11 protein-coding genes and 1 tRNA gene are annotated in these 17,221 nt (G+C 65.9%); 8 read left to right on the top strand and 4 right to left on the bottom strand.

What is annotated here, in order from left to right; genetic code table 11:
• Window positions 1–10 precede the first annotated feature (10 nt).
• From SSO01S_RS09460 to SSO01S_RS09445, 4 genes are all read right to left on the bottom strand, one after another.
• Window positions 11–541, bottom strand: coding sequence for a DUF2271 domain-containing protein (locus tag SSO01S_RS09460; protein ID WP_066798446.1), 531 nt, complete (start codon window positions 539–541; stop codon window positions 11–13).
• 14 nt (window positions 542–555) lie between these two features.
• Window positions 556–1,197, bottom strand: coding sequence for a PepSY-associated TM helix domain-containing protein (locus SSO01S_RS09455; protein ID WP_066798445.1), 642 nt, complete (start codon window positions 1,195–1,197; stop codon window positions 556–558).
• 230 nt (window positions 1,198–1,427) lie between these two features.
• A complete protein-coding gene (locus SSO01S_RS09450; RefSeq protein WP_066798444.1) occupies window positions 1,428–6,038 on the bottom strand; it encodes an NAD-glutamate dehydrogenase in 4,611 nt (1,536 codons plus the stop codon).
• 68 nt (window positions 6,039–6,106) lie between these two features.
• The gene (locus tag SSO01S_RS09445) at window positions 6,107–7,369 is read right to left on the bottom strand and encodes a PAS domain-containing protein (RefSeq protein ID WP_066798443.1); all 1,263 of its coding nucleotides are present in this window, start codon (window positions 7,367–7,369) and stop codon (window positions 6,107–6,109) included.
• Between the two features lie 190 nt (window positions 7,370–7,559).
• Here SSO01S_RS09445 and SSO01S_RS09440 point away from each other — a divergent pair.
• The 8 genes from SSO01S_RS09440 to SSO01S_RS17895 all read left to right on the top strand — a co-directional run bounded on the left by SSO01S_RS09440 (window position 7,560) and on the right by SSO01S_RS17895 (window position 17,175).
• Window positions 7,560–7,635: transfer RNA gene (locus SSO01S_RS09440), tRNA-Thr, on the top strand.
• A gap of 452 nt (window positions 7,636–8,087) precedes the next feature.
• On the top strand, window positions 8,088–8,822 hold the full coding sequence (locus tag SSO01S_RS09435; RefSeq protein WP_066798442.1) for a hypothetical protein: 735 nt from the start codon (window positions 8,088–8,090) through the stop codon (window positions 8,820–8,822).
• A gap of 38 nt (window positions 8,823–8,860) precedes the next feature.
• On the top strand, window positions 8,861–9,424 hold the full coding sequence (locus tag SSO01S_RS09430; protein ID WP_083942967.1) for a cation efflux transmembrane domain-containing protein: 564 nt from the start codon (window positions 8,861–8,863) through the stop codon (window positions 9,422–9,424).
• Complete coding sequence (locus SSO01S_RS09425; RefSeq protein ID WP_245646700.1) at window positions 9,421–9,786, top strand: hypothetical protein; 366 nt, start codon at window positions 9,421–9,423, stop codon at window positions 9,784–9,786. Before SSO01S_RS09430 ends, SSO01S_RS09425 begins: the two co-directional genes overlap by 4 nt.
• 56 nt (window positions 9,787–9,842) lie before the next feature.
• Window positions 9,843–10,982, top strand: coding sequence for an efflux RND transporter periplasmic adaptor subunit (locus tag SSO01S_RS09420; RefSeq protein WP_157073709.1), 1,140 nt, complete (start codon window positions 9,843–9,845; stop codon window positions 10,980–10,982).
• Between the two features lie 3 nt (window positions 10,983–10,985).
• Complete coding sequence (locus tag SSO01S_RS09415) at window positions 10,986–14,159, top strand: efflux RND transporter permease subunit (RefSeq protein WP_066798438.1); 3,174 nt, start codon at window positions 10,986–10,988, stop codon at window positions 14,157–14,159.
• A 518-nt stretch (window positions 14,160–14,677) separates the two neighbouring features.
• Complete coding sequence (locus SSO01S_RS09410; protein WP_066798437.1) at window positions 14,678–15,274, top strand: Ig-like domain-containing protein; 597 nt, start codon at window positions 14,678–14,680, stop codon at window positions 15,272–15,274.
• 17 nt (window positions 15,275–15,291) lie between these two features.
• Window positions 15,292–17,175 carry a hypothetical protein gene (locus SSO01S_RS17895; protein WP_066798436.1) on the top strand — a complete coding sequence of 628 codons (1,884 nt, stop codon included), beginning with the start codon at window positions 15,292–15,294 and terminating at the stop codon, window positions 17,173–17,175.
• Window positions 17,176–17,221 lie beyond the last annotated feature (46 nt).

Here is a 17,221-nt window from a genome sequence, read left to right as displayed (position 1 = left end):
GGCTCCTGGATCAGCGCTTGAGGGTCATGGAAACGGCGCCAAGCTCATGGGCGCCCTTGCCGCTGGCGGAAACGGCGGTCTTGCCGTCCCAGTTGAACGAGAGGGTTACGGCCTCGCGCCCGCCCGCTTCGCGCGCGGCCTCGACGATCAGGCGATAGGCGCCCGGCGTGAGGTTCGGCATCGAGCCGCGCCCGCCGGTGAAATTGAGCTTGTGCGTGCCGGGCGCGCGGGTGGCGCCGGTAATGCCATCGGCGGGGAAGGCGATGCTGCGGCCCGAGGCGCGCCACCATTGGCGCACGTCGCGCAGCCATTTGGTGCCTTCGCCTTCGCTGCCCTTGAGATCGAAATCGTACCAGACCGCGATGGTGCGCGGGGTGACGCCCTCTTTCTCCAGCCAGATCGCCACATAGGGGCGGTGATATTCGGCGACGGTAAGCTTGGGGATGGCGACCGACAGATCGAGCGTCTGCGCGTTTGCCGCAGGGGTGAACGCGGCGCCTCCCAGCGCGGCGGCGGTCAATCCGGTGATGCGGAACTGCATGAGCGTACCTTTGCCTAGTGAATCAGGAAGATGGCGATGATCGCCGGGATGACGAGGCCGAGACCGACCAGCGGCCAGGTGCTCTTGCGATGCTTCGAGTGCATCTGGAGCAGCACGAGCCCGGTGAGCGAGAAGATCACGCAGGCCAGCACGAAGATGTCGATGAACCATTTCCATACGGTGCCCGCGTTGCGCCCCTTATGGAGATCATTGAGATAGGCGATCCAGCCGCGCGAGCTGACCTCGCTGGTGACCGCGCCCGTTTCGCGATCGATCGCGATCCATGCATCGCCGCCGGGGCGGGGCATGCCGAGATAGATTTCGTCGCTGCGCCATTCGGCTTCGCCATCGGCCTTCATCTTTAGGCTGTCCGCGACGAATTTGGCGACATTGGCGGGAAGCGGCTTCCGGGAATCGGGGGCGTCGTCCGGCTTCACTTCGGCGAGCAGGGGCGCGGGAAGCTGCGCGGTGGCCTCTACCGACTTTGGCGACCCTTCGATCTCACCGGCATGGTTGAGCGTGAAGCCGGTGATCGCGAAGAGCATCAGCCCGATCAGGCTGATCGCCGAGCTCATCCAGTGCCAGGTATGGAGCTGCTTCAGCCAGAAGCTCTTCCGGCTGCGCTTTCGGGGAGCCGGTGCGGCGGTTGCATCCATGAGGGGGTACTAGACTCGGGAGGTTGGAAACGATGCCCGGCTATTAACGCGAACGATTCGCAATTGCAAACGTTGCGGCATGATTCCCTCTCTCCGCTTGCGGGGAGAGGGAGGGAGCCGCGAAGCGACGGAAGGGAGAGGGGGCGGTGAGTTTGTGCGCAAACTGCCCCTCTCCCGGCCTCGCTTTGCTCGGCCACCCTCTCCCCTGAAGGGGAGAGGGGTTTGGGGGGTCATTCCCGCCCGAGCAGCACCCGGGCCTGGCCGGCGATCTGGGCCAGCATGGCGGCGTTGGGGACTGCCGACTGGCGGGCGCGGGCGATGAGCTGGGCGAATTGCGCCACGCGCGCGGCATTTTCGGCGAGCCAGGCTTCGACCGTGGCCTGCGGATCCTTGCCGTGATCGCGGGCGAGGAATTCGAGGCGGATCTGTTGGAAATCGCGCGCAAGGCCCGCGATGAGCAACCGTTCCCACGGATCGCCGGTGGTGATCCGCGCCGCGACCGACTGCGCCCAGTCCAGCCCCAGCGCCTGGCCGAGCGCGGTGAAGGCGCGGGTGAGCACGGTCTCATCGATCCCGCGCCGCACGCCCAGCTCGGCAAGCCCGACCGCGCCGTCGAGCTCGAAAAGCCGGACGACCTTGGCGACCAGATCGCGCGGCGCTCCCGCGGCTTCGAGCCTGGCCGAGATGCGACCCGATTGGGCGCGAACCTCGTCGAGCATCAGCGCCTTTGCGTGGCTGTCGAGCGCGTCGATGCCGGGCTTGAGGCGCGCGGTTACCTGGGCCGGGCTGGCGCCGGGCCGGGCGATGCGGAGGAGATCGGCAACCTGGCCGCGCGCGGCGACCGCGACTTCATCGAGCAAGGCGATGCGCGCGGCTTCGCTGATCTGCGCGGTTTCCACCGCTTCCCAGATCGCGGGCAGGCCGAACAGCCGCTCGGCCACCGCGAACATCGCCGCGATATCGGCCATCGACGCGCCTTCCTCTTCGGCAAGCTCGAAGGGGTGGAGCACGCCGAGGCGGTTGATCACGCGGTTTGCCAGCTTGGTCGCGACGATCTCGCCGCGCAGGCGATGCTCGTCGATCGCCTTGCCGAAGCGCTGCTGCATCGCCGGCGGGAAGGCCGCGTGGAGATCGCTTTCGAGCGCGGGATCATGGCCGAGGCCGGCATGCTCGATCGCGTCCTGAAGCGCGAGCTTGGCCGAGGCGAGCAGGATCGCAAGCTCGGGGCGGGTGAGGCCGCGGCCATCCTGAGCGCGGCGGAGCAGATCGTCGTTCGAGCCCAACCCTTCGACCGCGCGATCGAGGCGGCCCGAGCCTTCGAGGATCTCGATGACGCGGACATAGGAGGGCAGCGAGACCGCGCCGTCATTCTCCATGAAGGAGAGTGCGAGCGTCTGGAGCCGGTTATCCTCCAGCACCAGATGCGCGACATCGTCGGTCATCGAGACGAGCAATTGGTTGCGATCCTCGAATTCCAGGCGGCCCTCGATCATCTCGCGGTTCAATGCGATCTTGATGTTGACCTCGTTATCCGAGCAATCGACGCCGGCCGAATTGTCGATGAAATCGGTGTTGATGCGCCCGCCGCGCGCCGCGAAGGCGATGCGCGCCGCCTGGGTCACGCCCAGATTTGCGCCTTCGCCGACGACCTGGCAGCGCAATTGCTCGGCATTGACGCGCAGGCGATCATTGGCGGGATCGCCGACCTCGCCATGGCTCTCGCTCGCGGCCTTGATATAGGTGCCGATGCCGCCGAACCAGAGCAGGCCGACCTGCATGCGCAGGATCGCCGAGATCAGCGAGGTGGGGTCCATCTCCGCCGCATCGACGCCGAGCATGGCGCGGACCTCGGCGCTCAAGGGGATCGATTTCTCGCTGCGCGCGAAGACGCCGCCGCCCTTCGAGATCAGCTTCGGATCATAATCGGCCCAGCTGGAGCGGGGGAGCGCGAACATGCGGTTCCGTTCGGCCCAGCTCTTCGCCGGATCGGGATCGGGATCGAAGAAGATGTGGCGGTGATCGAACGCGGCGACCAGCTTGATCGCTTTCGACAGGAGCATGCCGTTGCCGAACACGTCGCCCGACATATCGCCGCAGCCCGCGACGGTGACGGGTTCGGACTGGATGTCGGTGCCCATCTCGAGGAAGTGGCGGCGGACCGAGACCCAGGCGCCGCGCGCCGTGATCCCCATCGCCTTGTGATCATAGCCGACCGAGCCGCCGCTGGCGAAGGCATCGCCCAGCCAGAAATTGCGCTCGATCGCGATGGCGTTGGCAACGTCGGAGAAGGTGGCGGTGCCCTTGTCGGCGGCGACGACGAAATAGGGGTCTTCGCCGTCGAGGATCGCGACGGACTCGGGGTGGACGACCTTGCCGCTGACGATATTGTCGGTGATCGACAGCAGCGAGCGGATGAAGATGCGGTAGCTCTCCGTGCCTTCGGCGAACCATGCATCGCGGTCGATCGCGGGCGAGGGGAGCTGCTTGGCGTAGAAGCCGCCCTTCGCGCCCGTCGGCACGATGACGGCGTTCTTGACGCGCTGCGCCTTCATCAGCCCGAGGATCTCGGTGCGGAAATCGTCGCGCCGGTCTGACCAGCGCAGACCCCCGCGCGCGACCGGGCCGGCACGCAGATGGATGCCCTCTACGCGGGGGCTGTACACCCAGATCTCGCGCCACGGCAGCGGGGCGGGGAGGCCGGGGACGCGCGCGCTGTCGAGCTTGAAGGCGAGCGCTTCCTTCGCGGCGGGGGCGAAGGCGTTGGTGCGCAATGTTGCCAGCACGACGCCGCGCAGCGTGCGCAGGATGCGGTCGTCATCGATCGCGGAGACCTTGTCGAGCCCGGCGTCGATCGCCTTGCCCGCAGCCTCGATCGCGCCGGCATCCTTCCCTGCGCGGGCAGGATTGTGCGCCGCGTCGAACTGCTCGATCAGCCCGGCGGCGACCTTGGGCGCGCGGCGGAGCGCATCGACCACGGTGGCCATGCCATAGCTCATGCCGGTCTGGCGCAGATAGCGGAACCAGGCGCGGAACAGGACGACCGAGGCAGGGGCCATGCCGCTTTCGACGATCAGCCGGTTGAACAGGTCGTTCTCCGCCGTGCCCTCCAGCACCGCCGCGATGGCGCTCTCGATCGTCGCGAGATCGCCCGCGAGATGGGGTGCCTCTACCTGGAAGTCATGGACGAACGCCCCGCCCGAAAGCTGGCTGGGCACTTCCTCGATCACGCGGAAGCCGAAATTCTCGAACACCGGCACCGCATCCGACAGCGCCAGCGCGCCGCCCTGGGCATAGAGCTTGATGCGGTAATTGCCTTCCTTCGTGGTCGGCGTGATCCGCACCGAACGATCGCCCGGGCCATCGAGCGTGGCGATGCGCAGGATGTCGCTGGCGGCTTCCTCCGGCGTGGCGGTGGCGCGATAGGCGGCGGGGAAGGCGTTGGCGAAGCGCAGCGCGAGGCGCGTGGAGGCCGCACCCGCGAGATCGCCCAAAGCGGCCTCGACCGCCGGCACCCAGCCGCGCATCATCCGCTCAAGCTGGTCGTCGAGCTTCTCCGCATCGGGCATCACCCCGCCATGGCGCAGATCGAGCGTGAAGCGCAGCAGCGCGACGACGCCGTCTTCCAGCGCGATCGACCAGTTGATCAGCGTGGCGTTTGCCGCCTCTTCGAGCATCGCGCCCACCGCCTGGCGGCGGCTGGTGGCGATCTCGTCGCGCGGGAGCCACACGAAGGCGAACAGATGCCGCCCGAGCGGGCTCTTGACCAAGACGAGCTTCGAGCGCGGGCGATCCGCGACCGACATGGAGGTGAGCACGAGCTGTTCGAGCGAATCCACGTCGAACGCGGTGGTCAGATCGTGCGGCAGCGCGGTGAGCGCGTGCGCCATCGCCTTGCCGGTATGCCCCTTGGGATCGAATCCGAACTTCTGCTCGAGCCTGCCCAGCCGCTCGCGCAGCACCGGAACCTCGTCGGGCGCGGTGAACAGCGCCGCGCTGGTCCACAGCCCGGAATGGATCGACAGGCCGGTGACCTGGCTGCCGGTGAGGATCGGAACGACCACGATATCGAAGGGCACGCGGCGGTGCACCGGCGAGATCGAATTGGACTTGAGCAGCAACGGCGCCTCGCCGCCCTTGCGGAAATAATCGATCGCGGCGTGGCGCGATGCTTCGGCGAGGACAGGGGTTTCAAGATCGTAGCGGGCGATGCCGAGCTGATCGCTGATCGCGCCATCCACCGTCCAGTTCTCATGCCCCAGCAGCGTCATCGCGCCATCGTGGAACCAGCGCAGCAGCTTGCCGCCCTCCTTGCTGGGCACCGCCGCAGCATCGGCCGCCATCGCGGTTTGCAGCGCGCGCCAGTCATGCACCGCGTCGCGGACCTGATCGAGCACCCGCTCAAGCTCGGCGACAAGCTCGCGCCGGGTGCGCGCATCGGCGCGGTCCATCTCGATATAGACCATGGACTCGCGCGCGGCGGCGGCATCGTCCGAATCGATCGCAGTGAGCTTGCCCGCAGCATCGCGCGACACGGCGATCACGGGATGGAGGATGCGCTGGATCGCGATATCGTGCGCGCCGATCGCAGCGGCGATCGAATCCACCAGGAAGGGCATGTCGTCGTTGATGACCGCCAGCCGCATCCGGCGGCGATCACCCGCCATGAACGTGGCGAGGGCGATTCGCGGCGTTCCCGCTCCGCGCACAGCGGCGGTTTCGGCGACGAAATCGGCCGCCTCCGCACGCTCAGCTTCGTTGAAGCTTTCCAACTCTCCCGGCAGCGCTCCTTCGAGCAGCCGCGCCTCGAACGCTCGCGTAAGCGACGTCATCATGTTCTTCATGGAAGGAAGCGCTACTCCCCCCGAGTCAGCGCTTCAAGGCCGCGAAGCAGTTTCAGGTGAAACTATTTTCAGGCGGCGGCCTTGCGGATCGTGCGTTCGGTGAGCGGCGTATCGGCAAGCTGGGCGAGGATATCCATGCCCTTCTTGCCCTTGCGCGCGAGCAGCACGACGAACTCGCCATCGGCGGGCAGATCGATGTGCGCGATCGGCGGGCGGCTGCGCAATTCCTCGGCGATCCTGGCGAATCGATCTGGCCGGGGCGCGGGACGGCGATGCGCGCGCTCCGCGGCGACGACGCCCTTGATGCCACCGTCGGCCGCATCGAGGAACGAATCGAGCCCGCCCGAAGGCACGCCGGTGCGCCGCGCAAAGCTGAGCACGGCAGCGAATTCGGTGAGGCGCGTCTTGTCGTAATCGGCGCCGAAGACCAGCTTGACCGCCGGCGTCATCGGCGCGCGCGCCTGGGCCTTGAGCCCGGCATCCTCGAGCAATTCGGCATAAGCGGCCTGATCGCTTTCGGCGGCGAGCGCGAAATCATAGCTGCGGGCAAGCGCGCGATAGAGCGCCGAACGGCTGCGCGTATCCGATGCGCGCGCGGCCGCGGCCGATTCGCGCGCAAGGAACAGCCGGTCCGCCAGCGTCGAATCGACCGCCGCGCCGGCGGCCAGATCTTCGGCAATCAGGTCGTCGCCCGCATCAAAGCCTGCGCTGGGCCCATCGGCCCAGACCGGCGCGGGGATGGCGGGCGAAGGCGCGGTGCGGCGCGCCTCATCCACCTCGGCATTGAGCCGGGCCTGAGTCGCGGCGTCGACCAGTTCCTTCCAGTTGATCACGCCGTAAATGAAATCGATCTCCTCGCCGTTCGACGAGAAGGGCATCAGGATGCCGCGATACATGGTGTTGTGCCCGCGCGTGCCGACGAATTCGGCCTCGAAGCCGATCGGCGCGCGATTGGCGATGATCTGGAGATAATGATCGGTCAGGCGCGAAAGCAGCGAGCGGCTGGGCACCTGGGCGACGAGCGTGATCGTGGCGTCGAGCCCGGTTTCCTCGCGCAGCGCCTTGCCCAGGAAGCGAATCGCGGGATCGTCGATCCCCTGCGAGAAATCGAGCAGCACCGAATGCGCGCCGAAATCGGAGATGCTGCCGGGGTCCAGGTCCTCGATAGAGGGATAGGCGCGGCCGCGGAGCAACGAAACCCAGTGATTGTAGGCGCGCACGTGCATCCGGCGTTCGTCGGTGCCGATATCCAGCGGCCGATCCGACACGGCCTCGTTCGGCTCCGGATCACCCGAACCGAGCGGATCGTTGATGCCGCGAGACATATCCATGCACATGCTCCACTCCGGGCGAACACTGCCCGTTTGTCCAATTGCATCCTTGTGCACGCCATGTGGTAAACGCCGCGTAAAGCCGCCGCGACCGGAAGGGATCGTATCGCAATGCCCTTGCTGGCGCTTGTCAGCCCCGAATTGTGCTGGTAAGCGCGCCGCTCTTCGAGGGCACACACCCTTGCACCAGGCCGCTTTAGCTCAGCTGGTAGAGCATCGCATTCGTAATGCGGGGGTCACAGGTTCGAGTCCTGTAAGCGGCACCACCTACTTTATGGCGTAGAAACAAGGACAAGCGGGCGGCGCCTTGAGGAAGGGCTTTAGGATAGGTGCGGCGTTTGGGTCTTGCGTGGGGTGCTTTGGGTGGGGAACTGGGCGCGACCTACGCTCCACGCACATGAGAAAGGTACCACAGATCGTCCGACTGAATTAGCTCAGGCAGCCGCTATTGGGCCGGTTGCTGCCTGTCCGCTTTCGGTCAACTGGCAACGAAAGCGGAAGCGCTTTCATGTGGCGTCGTAGCCGCAATGAAACATAGACATTTGCGGTATCTTCGTCGACGGCATCGTTTAGCGCGCATCATGCGCGCAATCGCGATATCTCCGTGCCGAACGGTCCAGAGCGGGTGCATTCTGGCACGCCGAACGGATGAACTCCCGCCAAGTATCGACTATATGGGAACCGCGGCGTAACCCACGCGGCCGCCAATGGGGGATGATTGAGCGACCGGGATGACATCATCGCAGCAGCGGCAGCGGGCACGCTGCCCGAGTTGTTCGTCGAGCGGCTGCGCCGGCACCATACCGACGAACTCGGCAAGGCGTTTCGCGCGACGCTGACCCAACTTCACAATGACGGTACGATCGACGTGCTCGAACCCGCACGCATGATCCAGACTTCCCCCATCAACCAGCATGATTTCTTTACGGTGATGCACGTTTATACCGAGTTGATCCCGGCGCTGGACGCCAGCGTCCCGCACACGCTCGCAGCCGTCAAAGCGCTCTCAACACGCGCCGGCGAGGATCTGGCCTCGGGCATGCCCAATGGCGCCTATCGGACCTGGGCCGAACAGGGCAGCCGGGCACGCGATACGCTCGAGGCGATCAGCCCCGAGGATGGCGACGATGCCGCCTATGTTTTCCTGGCGTTGCAGGCGCTGGCGAAAACCGAACCCGATGCGGCGCTCGACCGCGCAGCCCTTTATGTCGGCGGCAATGCCGGGCCGGCGCGCTCGGCCGCAGCCAAGGCGATCGGCACATTGGACCTCACCGACGCCGTACGGCGCACCCGCGCCGTCGACGCCCTCACCGCCAATGCTGCGAGCGCCGATGACAACAGCCTCGGCCATATCCTGTCGGCGATCTGCGAAATCGCCAAAGCCCATCCCGACACCCACGCCCGCGCCGCTGCGCTGATCGAAGCCAATGTCGAGCGTACCGGCGCGAGCTAGGTCGCAAGGCCGGGCAGCGCCGCGTGCTGATCGCGGTGATGCTGATCAATCTAACGATGTTCGCCGCCGAGTTCGGCGGCGGACTTGTCGCACGTTCGTCGGCGCTGATGGCGGATTCGGTGGATATGCTCGGCGACGGGCTGGTCTATGCGCTGAGCCTTTATGCCCTGCATCGCGGGCCGCGTTGGGAGGCTGGCACCGCGCTGGCCAAGGGTGGGCTGATCCTGCTGCTGGCGGTCGCAGTCGTGGTCGAGATCGCCGACAAGCTGGCGAACGGCGTTGAGCCCTCCAGTGGGTTGATGCTGGCGTTCGGCGGCGCGGCGCTGGTCGCTAACCTAGCTTGCCTCGCGATGCTGTGGCGGTTCCGTCACGCCAATGTGAACATGAGCAGCACCTTCGAATGCTCGCGCAACGATGTCGCCTCCAATCTCGGTGTACTCGTCGCGGCGGGGCTGGTGCCGATGACCGGCGCCGGCTGGCCCGACATCGCGGTGGGCGCGCTGATTGCGCTGATCCTCTTCCGTTCGGCATGGCGGGTGCTGGCCTCTGCCATTCCCGCCTGGCGCGAAGCACGACCGGTGCCGCCGGAGGTGTTGCGATGACAGCGAAGATTGAACGCGATATGCAGATAGCCATGCGCCGCTTCTGGCTCCTTTTGATTGCCATGCTTGCCGTCTCGCTGACGGCGACTGCGACGGTGCACGCCCGCGAGGCGCTCGGGACAACAGAGATCAGTTGCAGCGGCGACGCGCATGTTGATGGTGATCAGGATTCAACGCCTGCCGATGCGGATCAAGGCATGCCCCATCATCACGGAGTCTGCCACGGTCATGCTTTTGCGGTACAGGCGAGCGGCGTGACGCCGGTGCCGCCGCTACAGCTTTTCGGGCGGCGCATCGTGTTGCACAGCTCGCAGCTGCCATCCTTGCTGATCGATCCTGCTTTGCGCCCGCCCAGGGTCTGATGCGCGGCCTCACCTAAGCACGCAAATGCCGGCCATGCGCCGGCCAAGGATCGGATATGATGAAACTCACCCATGCGGCGCTGCCGCTTGCCCTGCTGCTTGCCGCCTGTGGCGGCAGCAAACAACCTCCCGAAAACAAGGCCGAGCCTGCCGAGGAAGCGCATGGCGAGGGCCTTGTCACGCTTTCACCGCAGCAAATCGCGTCCTCCGGCATCGAGATCGTCAGTCCGGCGATCGGCGGCAGCGGCGGCGCGATCGAGGCGCCCGCGCTCCTGGAGAGCGATCCGCAGGCAACCCGCATCGTCGCTGCCACGGTGCCGGGCCGCATCGTCGAGTTGCGCCACAATATCGGCGACAGCGTCCGCGCCGGTGAGCCGATGGCGGTGCTGGAAAGCCGCGAGGCGGCCGGATTGCAAGCCGAGGTGCAACGCGCAGGCGCTGCCGCCGAGCTCGCACGCACTACACTTGCGCGGGACGAGGCGCTGTTTGCCAAGGGCTTTCGTCCGCTACGCGAAGTCGAGATATCGCGCGCTGCATACAAGCAGGCGACGGTTGCCCTGCGGCTGGCGCGCGAGCAGCTGGCGGCAAGCGGCGGGCGGGGCGGGCGGTTCAACCGCATTGTCATCGCCGCACCTATCTCGGGCCAGGTCGTCGCCCGTACCGCTGTGCTGGGTCAGAACTTCGCCGCCGATGCACCGGACACCGAGATGTTTCGCATCGCCCAGCTTGATCGTCTCAACGTGACCCTGTCCCTGTCGCCGGCAGATGCAGCGCGCGTGCGGTCGGATGCGGCGGTTCGGATCACGGCGGGAACCCGTGTTGCTCAGGCACGCATCAGCTTCGTGTCGCCGGCTCTCGACGAGAAGACTCGGCTGGTGCCGGTGATCGCCCTGCTCGACAACCGCGCGGGCCAATGGCGTGCAGGCGAGACTGTCATCGCCTCGGTCGAGCTTCCCGGCGACGGGGATGGCGCGATCCGTGTGCCGTCCACGGCAGTCCAGACCGTCGAAGGCCGCAGCGCTGTGTTCGTCCGAACGGCGGATGGCTTCCGAGCCGTACCGGTAACGCTGGGCCGCCAGGACGGCGCGATGATCGTCGTCACGCAGGGCCTGACGGGCCGCGAGCGGATCGCCGCCCAGAATAGCTTCACGCTCAAATCGGCGCTCGGCGCCGCCGAAGCCGGGCACGAGGACTGAGTCATGATCGACCGGATCGTAACCTGGGCGGTCGAGCGGCGCTGGCTCGTTCTGCTGCTTACCGCCATCGCCGCCGTGATCGGCGGCATCAGCCTGTCGCGCCTGCCGATCGATGCAGTGCCCGACATCACCAACAATCAGGTGCAAGTGAATGTGCTTGCCCCGGCGCTCTCGCCCGAGCTGATCGAGAAGCAGGTTGCCTTCCCGATCGAGACCGCGCTTGCCGGGATCAAGGGGCTGGAGAACACGCGTTCGCTCAGCCGCAACGGTTTTGCGCAGATCACGGCGGTGTTCAGCGACTCCACCGACATCTATTTCGCGCGTCAGCAGGTGCAGGAGCGGCTGACGGCAGCACAGGAGAACCTGCCGGACGGCGTCACGCCCGAGATGGGGCCGATCGCGACCGGGCTCGGCGAGGTCTATATCTGGACGCTGCGCTATGCCGAACGCGCGCATGAGCAGCATCGTCCCGGCGAACCCGGGCTCCAGCCCGATGGCAGCTACATCACGCGCGAAGGCGACCGGCTGGCGAGCGAGGCGGACAAGGCGACCTATCTCCACACCGTCCAGGACTGGATCGTCGCACCGCAGATCAAGGCGGTGGACGGCGTTGCCGGCATCGACTCGCTTGGTGGCTATGAGAAGGAATATCTGGTCGCGCCCGATACGCAGAAGCTCGCTTCGCTGCGTATCAGTCTGAGCGACCTCGCCACCGCGCTCGAACGCAACAATGTCGCCACCGGCGGGGGCACGATCAACCGCAATGGCGAAGGGCTGGCGGTCCGCGCCGACGCCCGCATCCTCAGCCTTGCGCAGCTTCGCGACCGCGTGATCGCCTCGCGAGACGGCGTGCCGATCACGCTTGGCCAGGTCGCGGAGGTGAAACTCGGCCAGGGCGTCCGCATGGGCGCAGGCTCGGAGAATGGTCGCGAGGTTATCACCGGCACCGCGATCATGCGGATCGGCGAGAACAGCCGCACCGTCTCGTCGGGTGTCGATGCCAAGCTCAAGGCCATCGCTCCCTCATTGCCGCGAGACGTGGTCATCGAGCCGGTGCTCGACCGCACCCGGCTGGTCGATGCGACGATCGCCACTGTCGCGCGGAACCTCACCGAAGGCGCGCTGCTGGTCATTGCGGTGCTGTTCGTGCTACTCGGCAATTTCCGGGCGGCGCTGATCGCGGCGCTGGTGATCCCCATCACCATGCTGCTTACCGGCTTTGGAATGCTGCGCATCGGCGTGTCGGCGAATTTGATGAGCCTGGGCGCGCTCGACTTCGGGCTGATCGTCGATGGCGCGGTGATCGTCGTAGAGAATGCGCTGCGCCGCATCGCCGAGCGCCAGCACGAACAGGGGCGTCCGCTTAGCCTCGCCGAGCGGCTGGAAACCGTCGCCGGTGCCGCGCGCGAGATGATCCGGCCCTCGGTCTACGGCCAGGCGATCGTCATGCTCGTCTATCTGCCGCTGCTCACGCTGACCGGCGTCGAAGGCCGCACCTTCGAGCCGATGGCACTCACCGTAATCATCGCGCTGGCCTTCGCCTTCGTGCTGTCGCTGACCTTTGTGCCGGCGGCGATTGCGATTTGGTTGTCCAAGCCGGTTGAGGAAAAGGAGAACCGCATTATCGACTGGCTGCGGCGGCGCTACGAGCCCGGTCTCGATCGCGCGCTGGCTAAGCCGAAAACGATGATCGGCATTGCGCTCGGCGCAGTCGCGCTCGGCGGTGTGGCCTTCTCGACGCTCGGGCAGGAGTTTCTGCCGCAGCTCGATGAGGGCGACGTGCTAGTCTCAGCCTTCCGCGTGCCCGGCACTTCGGTCGAGCAGAGCCAAAAGATGCAGGCGCAGATTGAACGGGCGCTGCACGGCATGCCCGAGATTCGCACGGTGTTCTCGCGCACCGGCACTGCGGACGTCGCAGCCGACCCGATGCCGCCCAATGCCACCGATACCTTCATCATGCTCAAAGACCGCAAGGAGTGGCCCAACCCGTCGGAGGACAAGGCTACGGTAGTCGAGCGGATCGAGGCGCGGCTCGCCCAGGTTCCGGGCCACGCCTATGAAGTCACTCAGCCGATCCAGATGCGCTTCAACGAACTGATCGCTGGTGTCCGCTCCGACGTAGCGGTAAAAGTGTTCGGCGAGGACTTCGCCGAGATGAACGCCACCGCCAACCGTATCGCGGGCGTGCTGCGCCGCGTGGCCGGAGCCGAAGACGTCAAGGTCGAGCAGACAGAGGGTCTGCCGATGCTCGACATCGCCTATAACCAGGACAAGGCCAGCCGGGTCGGCGTCACCGCCCAGGATGTGGCCGATACCGTCTCTGCCGCGGTCGGCGGGCGGCAGGCGGGGCGCATCTATGAGGGTGACCGCAGCTTCCCGGTGATGATCCGCCTCGACGATGCGCGCCGCGCCGATCTCGACGCGCTCGGCCAGACGCCGGTGCCGACCGCGACGGGCAGCTTCGTGCCGCTCGCCAGCGTCGCCGATATCCGTATCGTCGATGGTCCCAACCAGATCAGTCGAGAGAATGGCAAGCGCCGGGTCGTGGTGCAGGCCAATGTCCGTGGCCGCGACGTCGCAAGTGTTGTCGCGGAGGCGCAGGCGGCGATCGCCAAGCAGGTGACGCTGCCGGCCGGCACCTGGCTCACCTGGGGTGGTCAGTTCGAAAACCTTGCTTCCGCCCGAGACCGGCTGATGCTGGTCGTGCCAGCCTGCTTCGTACTGATCCTTCTGCTGCTCTACGGCGCGCTACGCAGCGTCCGTGACGCCGCGATCGTGTTCACCGGCGTGCCGCTGGCGCTGGTCGGTGGTGCGCTCGCGCTGCTGCTGCGCGGCATGCCATTCTCGATCTCGGCAGCAGTGGGGTTCATCGCTCTGTCGGGCATTGCGGTGCTCAACGGGTTGGTGATGTTGACCTCGATCCAGAAGCTGGTCGAGGAGGGGCAAGACCCGGCGAAAGCCGCACGCGAGGGTGCGCTTGCGCGGTTGCGCCCGGTGGCGATGACGGCGCTGGTGGCGAGCCTTGGCTTCCTGCCGATGGCGCTGGGGCATGGGGCCGGTGCCGAAGTCCAAAAGCCGCTGGCCACCGTGGTGATCGGCGGGCTGGTCTCGGCGACCTTGCTCACCTTGTTTGTGCTGCCTGCGATCTATGCTCGGTTCACCCGACGGCAGGTATAGCGCAGGTCACTTTTCCGACTCTGATCGGGCCAAAGTGCTTTTGGTATGAAGGCGTCGACCGGCGAACTCGCACGAGTTTGGTAATCGCGTGGGTGATCGTGACTCGCACACACGAGAGCCGGGTTACGACGTTGATTTATATATGTTTCCTCGCCTGCCTTTGCAGGCCTTCGTAATGCGGGGGTCTCCGGTTCGAGCCCTGTAAGCGGCACAACCACGAAAATCTGCAAATCCATCGTCCAAGCAGCGGTCTCATGCCGAGCATCGCGCACGAGCGTCGCGAGGCGATTGGCGCAAGCAGCCGCGTTGAGATCGGCAACACGAAGCTTGCCGAGAGGGGCCGCCGGTGGCGGAGCGCCGCCGCGTCACCGGATCAGGCGGCGATGCAATCGCGCGCGAGGCACTGTCCAAACAGTGGCGGTACGGGCCCGCCGAGCATCGTGCTTGCAATGTAGGATTTCAAATGTTCCTAGAATGTTCCTCGCGCCGACTCGGTTCGAGGCATTCGAGGAGGCATTATGCGAAAGACCGAAATCGGGTTCGCGGCGGGGATGACGGCGTTAGCCCTCGCCGCTGCCGCACACTCATCCCCTACTAGCATCATCGGCAACGAAACCGCGACCTATACCTTTGACGCGCTCGGCCGGCTGACGGGGAGCACCATTGCCGGCGGCCCCAATAGCGGGCGGCTGACCGGCACCTGCTTCGATGCGGCCGGCAACCGCATCCGCCAGGACGCGGCGACATCGGCGATCCCGGCCTGTCCAACGCCGACGCCGTCACCAACGCCAACTCCCACTCCCACGCCGACCAATTCGCCGCCGACGGCGGTGGCGGACAGCATCTCGCTGGTCTGCGGTACCAGCGGCACGGTCAACCTGCTCGCAAATGACAGCGATCCGGAGGGCAACACACCGCTGGTGCTCGTCAGCATCGCCTATAGCTCGGGCGGCGATGCCACTGCGTCGGTCGCATCGAGCACCTCCGCGTCCGTCACGGCGGACTCGGTGCATAGCACTACGGTGTTCTCGTACGTCGTCGAGGACAGCCTGGGCGCTCAGTCGAACGGGACGCTGACCGTGAACAGCGTCGGTTCTTCCCTCTACTGCAGCTGAAAAAAGGAGCTCAATCCATGCAAACCAACCATTATATGCTTGCCGCGCTGCTGGGGGTCGCAGGCTTTGCCGCCTCTCCGGCCGCCGCGCAGGACAAGAAGGAAAGCGCGCCCAAGATCGACAGCACCAGCCCGGGCGGCGTTAGCTATGCGACCGGCGGCTATAGCTATGAGGTGCCAGCCCTCTCGATCGGCGCCGGCGGCTTCCCGCAGGGGCTCCAGCTCACCTATCAATATCGCAGCGATGGCGCGCGCACGCCAAGCACGCCGTGGACGACCAATCTAGACGTGCGCACCAGCCTGACGAAGACCAACACGCAGATGGAATCGATCTGCCCGCCTTATTGCAATCCGGGCGATTTCACCTGGTCGCGCAATATTGTCGTCGGCCATCGTTCGGCAAGTTTCTACAAGACCGGGCCAGGCGCTGGCCCGGCAACCTATACTTCCACGCAGCTGGACGGCGCGAAACTCGAATGGACGCCGACGGGCACCTATACGGGCAAATATGTCTATACGAGCAGCGATGGCGCGGAGATCGTATTCGACGTCATGCCGCTCGCCGGCACTTCCAATTCACCCCCGGCAAGCTGGACCGAGCCCGACGGCACGGTGATCACTTATGGTGCGTCGAGCATCTCGACCAACCGCGGCGTGGCGCTTTATTATGAATCGGGCAGCGGCAAGGTCTGCGCGATCAACCTGACCGAATATTATCTGCCGGCGCTCAGCGCGTGCCCGAGCACGGTTCCCACGGTGACGGTGGCCCGATCTGGCGCAAGGATCACCTCAATCACCAATCCGGCCGGCGGCGTCACCAGCTTCACTTATGGCAGCGGCGGGCGTGGCGACGATGGCCATCTCACCTGCGTGACCGAGCCGGGGCAGAGCAGCTGCACCGTGACCAACACCTATGACACCTGCGATGGCTATGGAACCGATGCCTATTACGACGATCAGTGGAATGGCAGCCGCGACCGCGTGACGGCGCAGAGCTTCGCGACGGGCGAGAGCATCGCATATTCGTACACCAACATGCAGATTCCGTCGGGGACGACGATGATCGCGTGCCGGGGCAATTCGCAGGCGGTGATGACGCGCGACAGCCAGAGCGTCACGATCGGCACGTCGCCCAGTTCGGCACCGGACTCGATCCAGAACGAGCTGGGGAAGACCACGACGATCAGCTACACCGGGCCGGACATCGACTATCCCGATCTCACGCGCCCCAGCGTCTATACTCTTCCCGAAGGCAACAGCGTCGAACTCACCTATGACGACCGGGGCAACGTTACCGAGACGCGACGCAAGGCAAAGCCGGGCTCCGGCCTGGCCGACATCGTCAGCAGCGCGACCTATCCCGCGTCGTGCAGCGCATCCGGAATCACGGCGAAGACGTGCAACAAGCCGATCACCGTTACCGATGCACGCGGCAATACCACCAGCTACACCTATGACGGCCAGCATGGCGGCGTCCTGACCGAAACGGCTCCGGCGGTGCAGGTCGATGGTGCGGGATCGGCGATCGCGCCCATCAAGCGCTATGCCTATGTGCAGCGTTACGCGTGGCTCAAGAATTCGGGCGGCACCTTCAGCCAGGCGGCAACGCCGGTGTGGGTGCTCGATCAGGAGCGCACCTGCCGGACGACGACGACCACCACCAGCAGCGCAACCACGACCGGTTGCAGCGGCGGCAGCAACGACGAGATCGTCACGGCTTATGACTATGGCCCGGACACCGGCCTGGTCGGCAACAATCTGTGGCTGCGCGGCAAGACCGTCACTGCCTATGACTTCGTCACCGGCGGCCCGATCACGCTGCGCACCTGCTACGGCTATGACAGCCAGGGCAACAAGATCTGGGAAACCACGCCGCGCGCCGGCCTGACCGCCTGCAACTGATCGCAAGAGATTTGGGGAACATATCAGGAACAACAGGATATTCGCG

This window comes from Sphingomonas soli NBRC 100801, from assembly GCF_001591025.1.
GTDB lineage: Bacteria > Pseudomonadota > Alphaproteobacteria > Sphingomonadales > Sphingomonadaceae > Sphingomonas > Sphingomonas soli.
The sequence above is the reverse complement of the archived record's forward strand: the minus strand, read 5'-3'. Positions and strand labels throughout refer to the sequence as shown.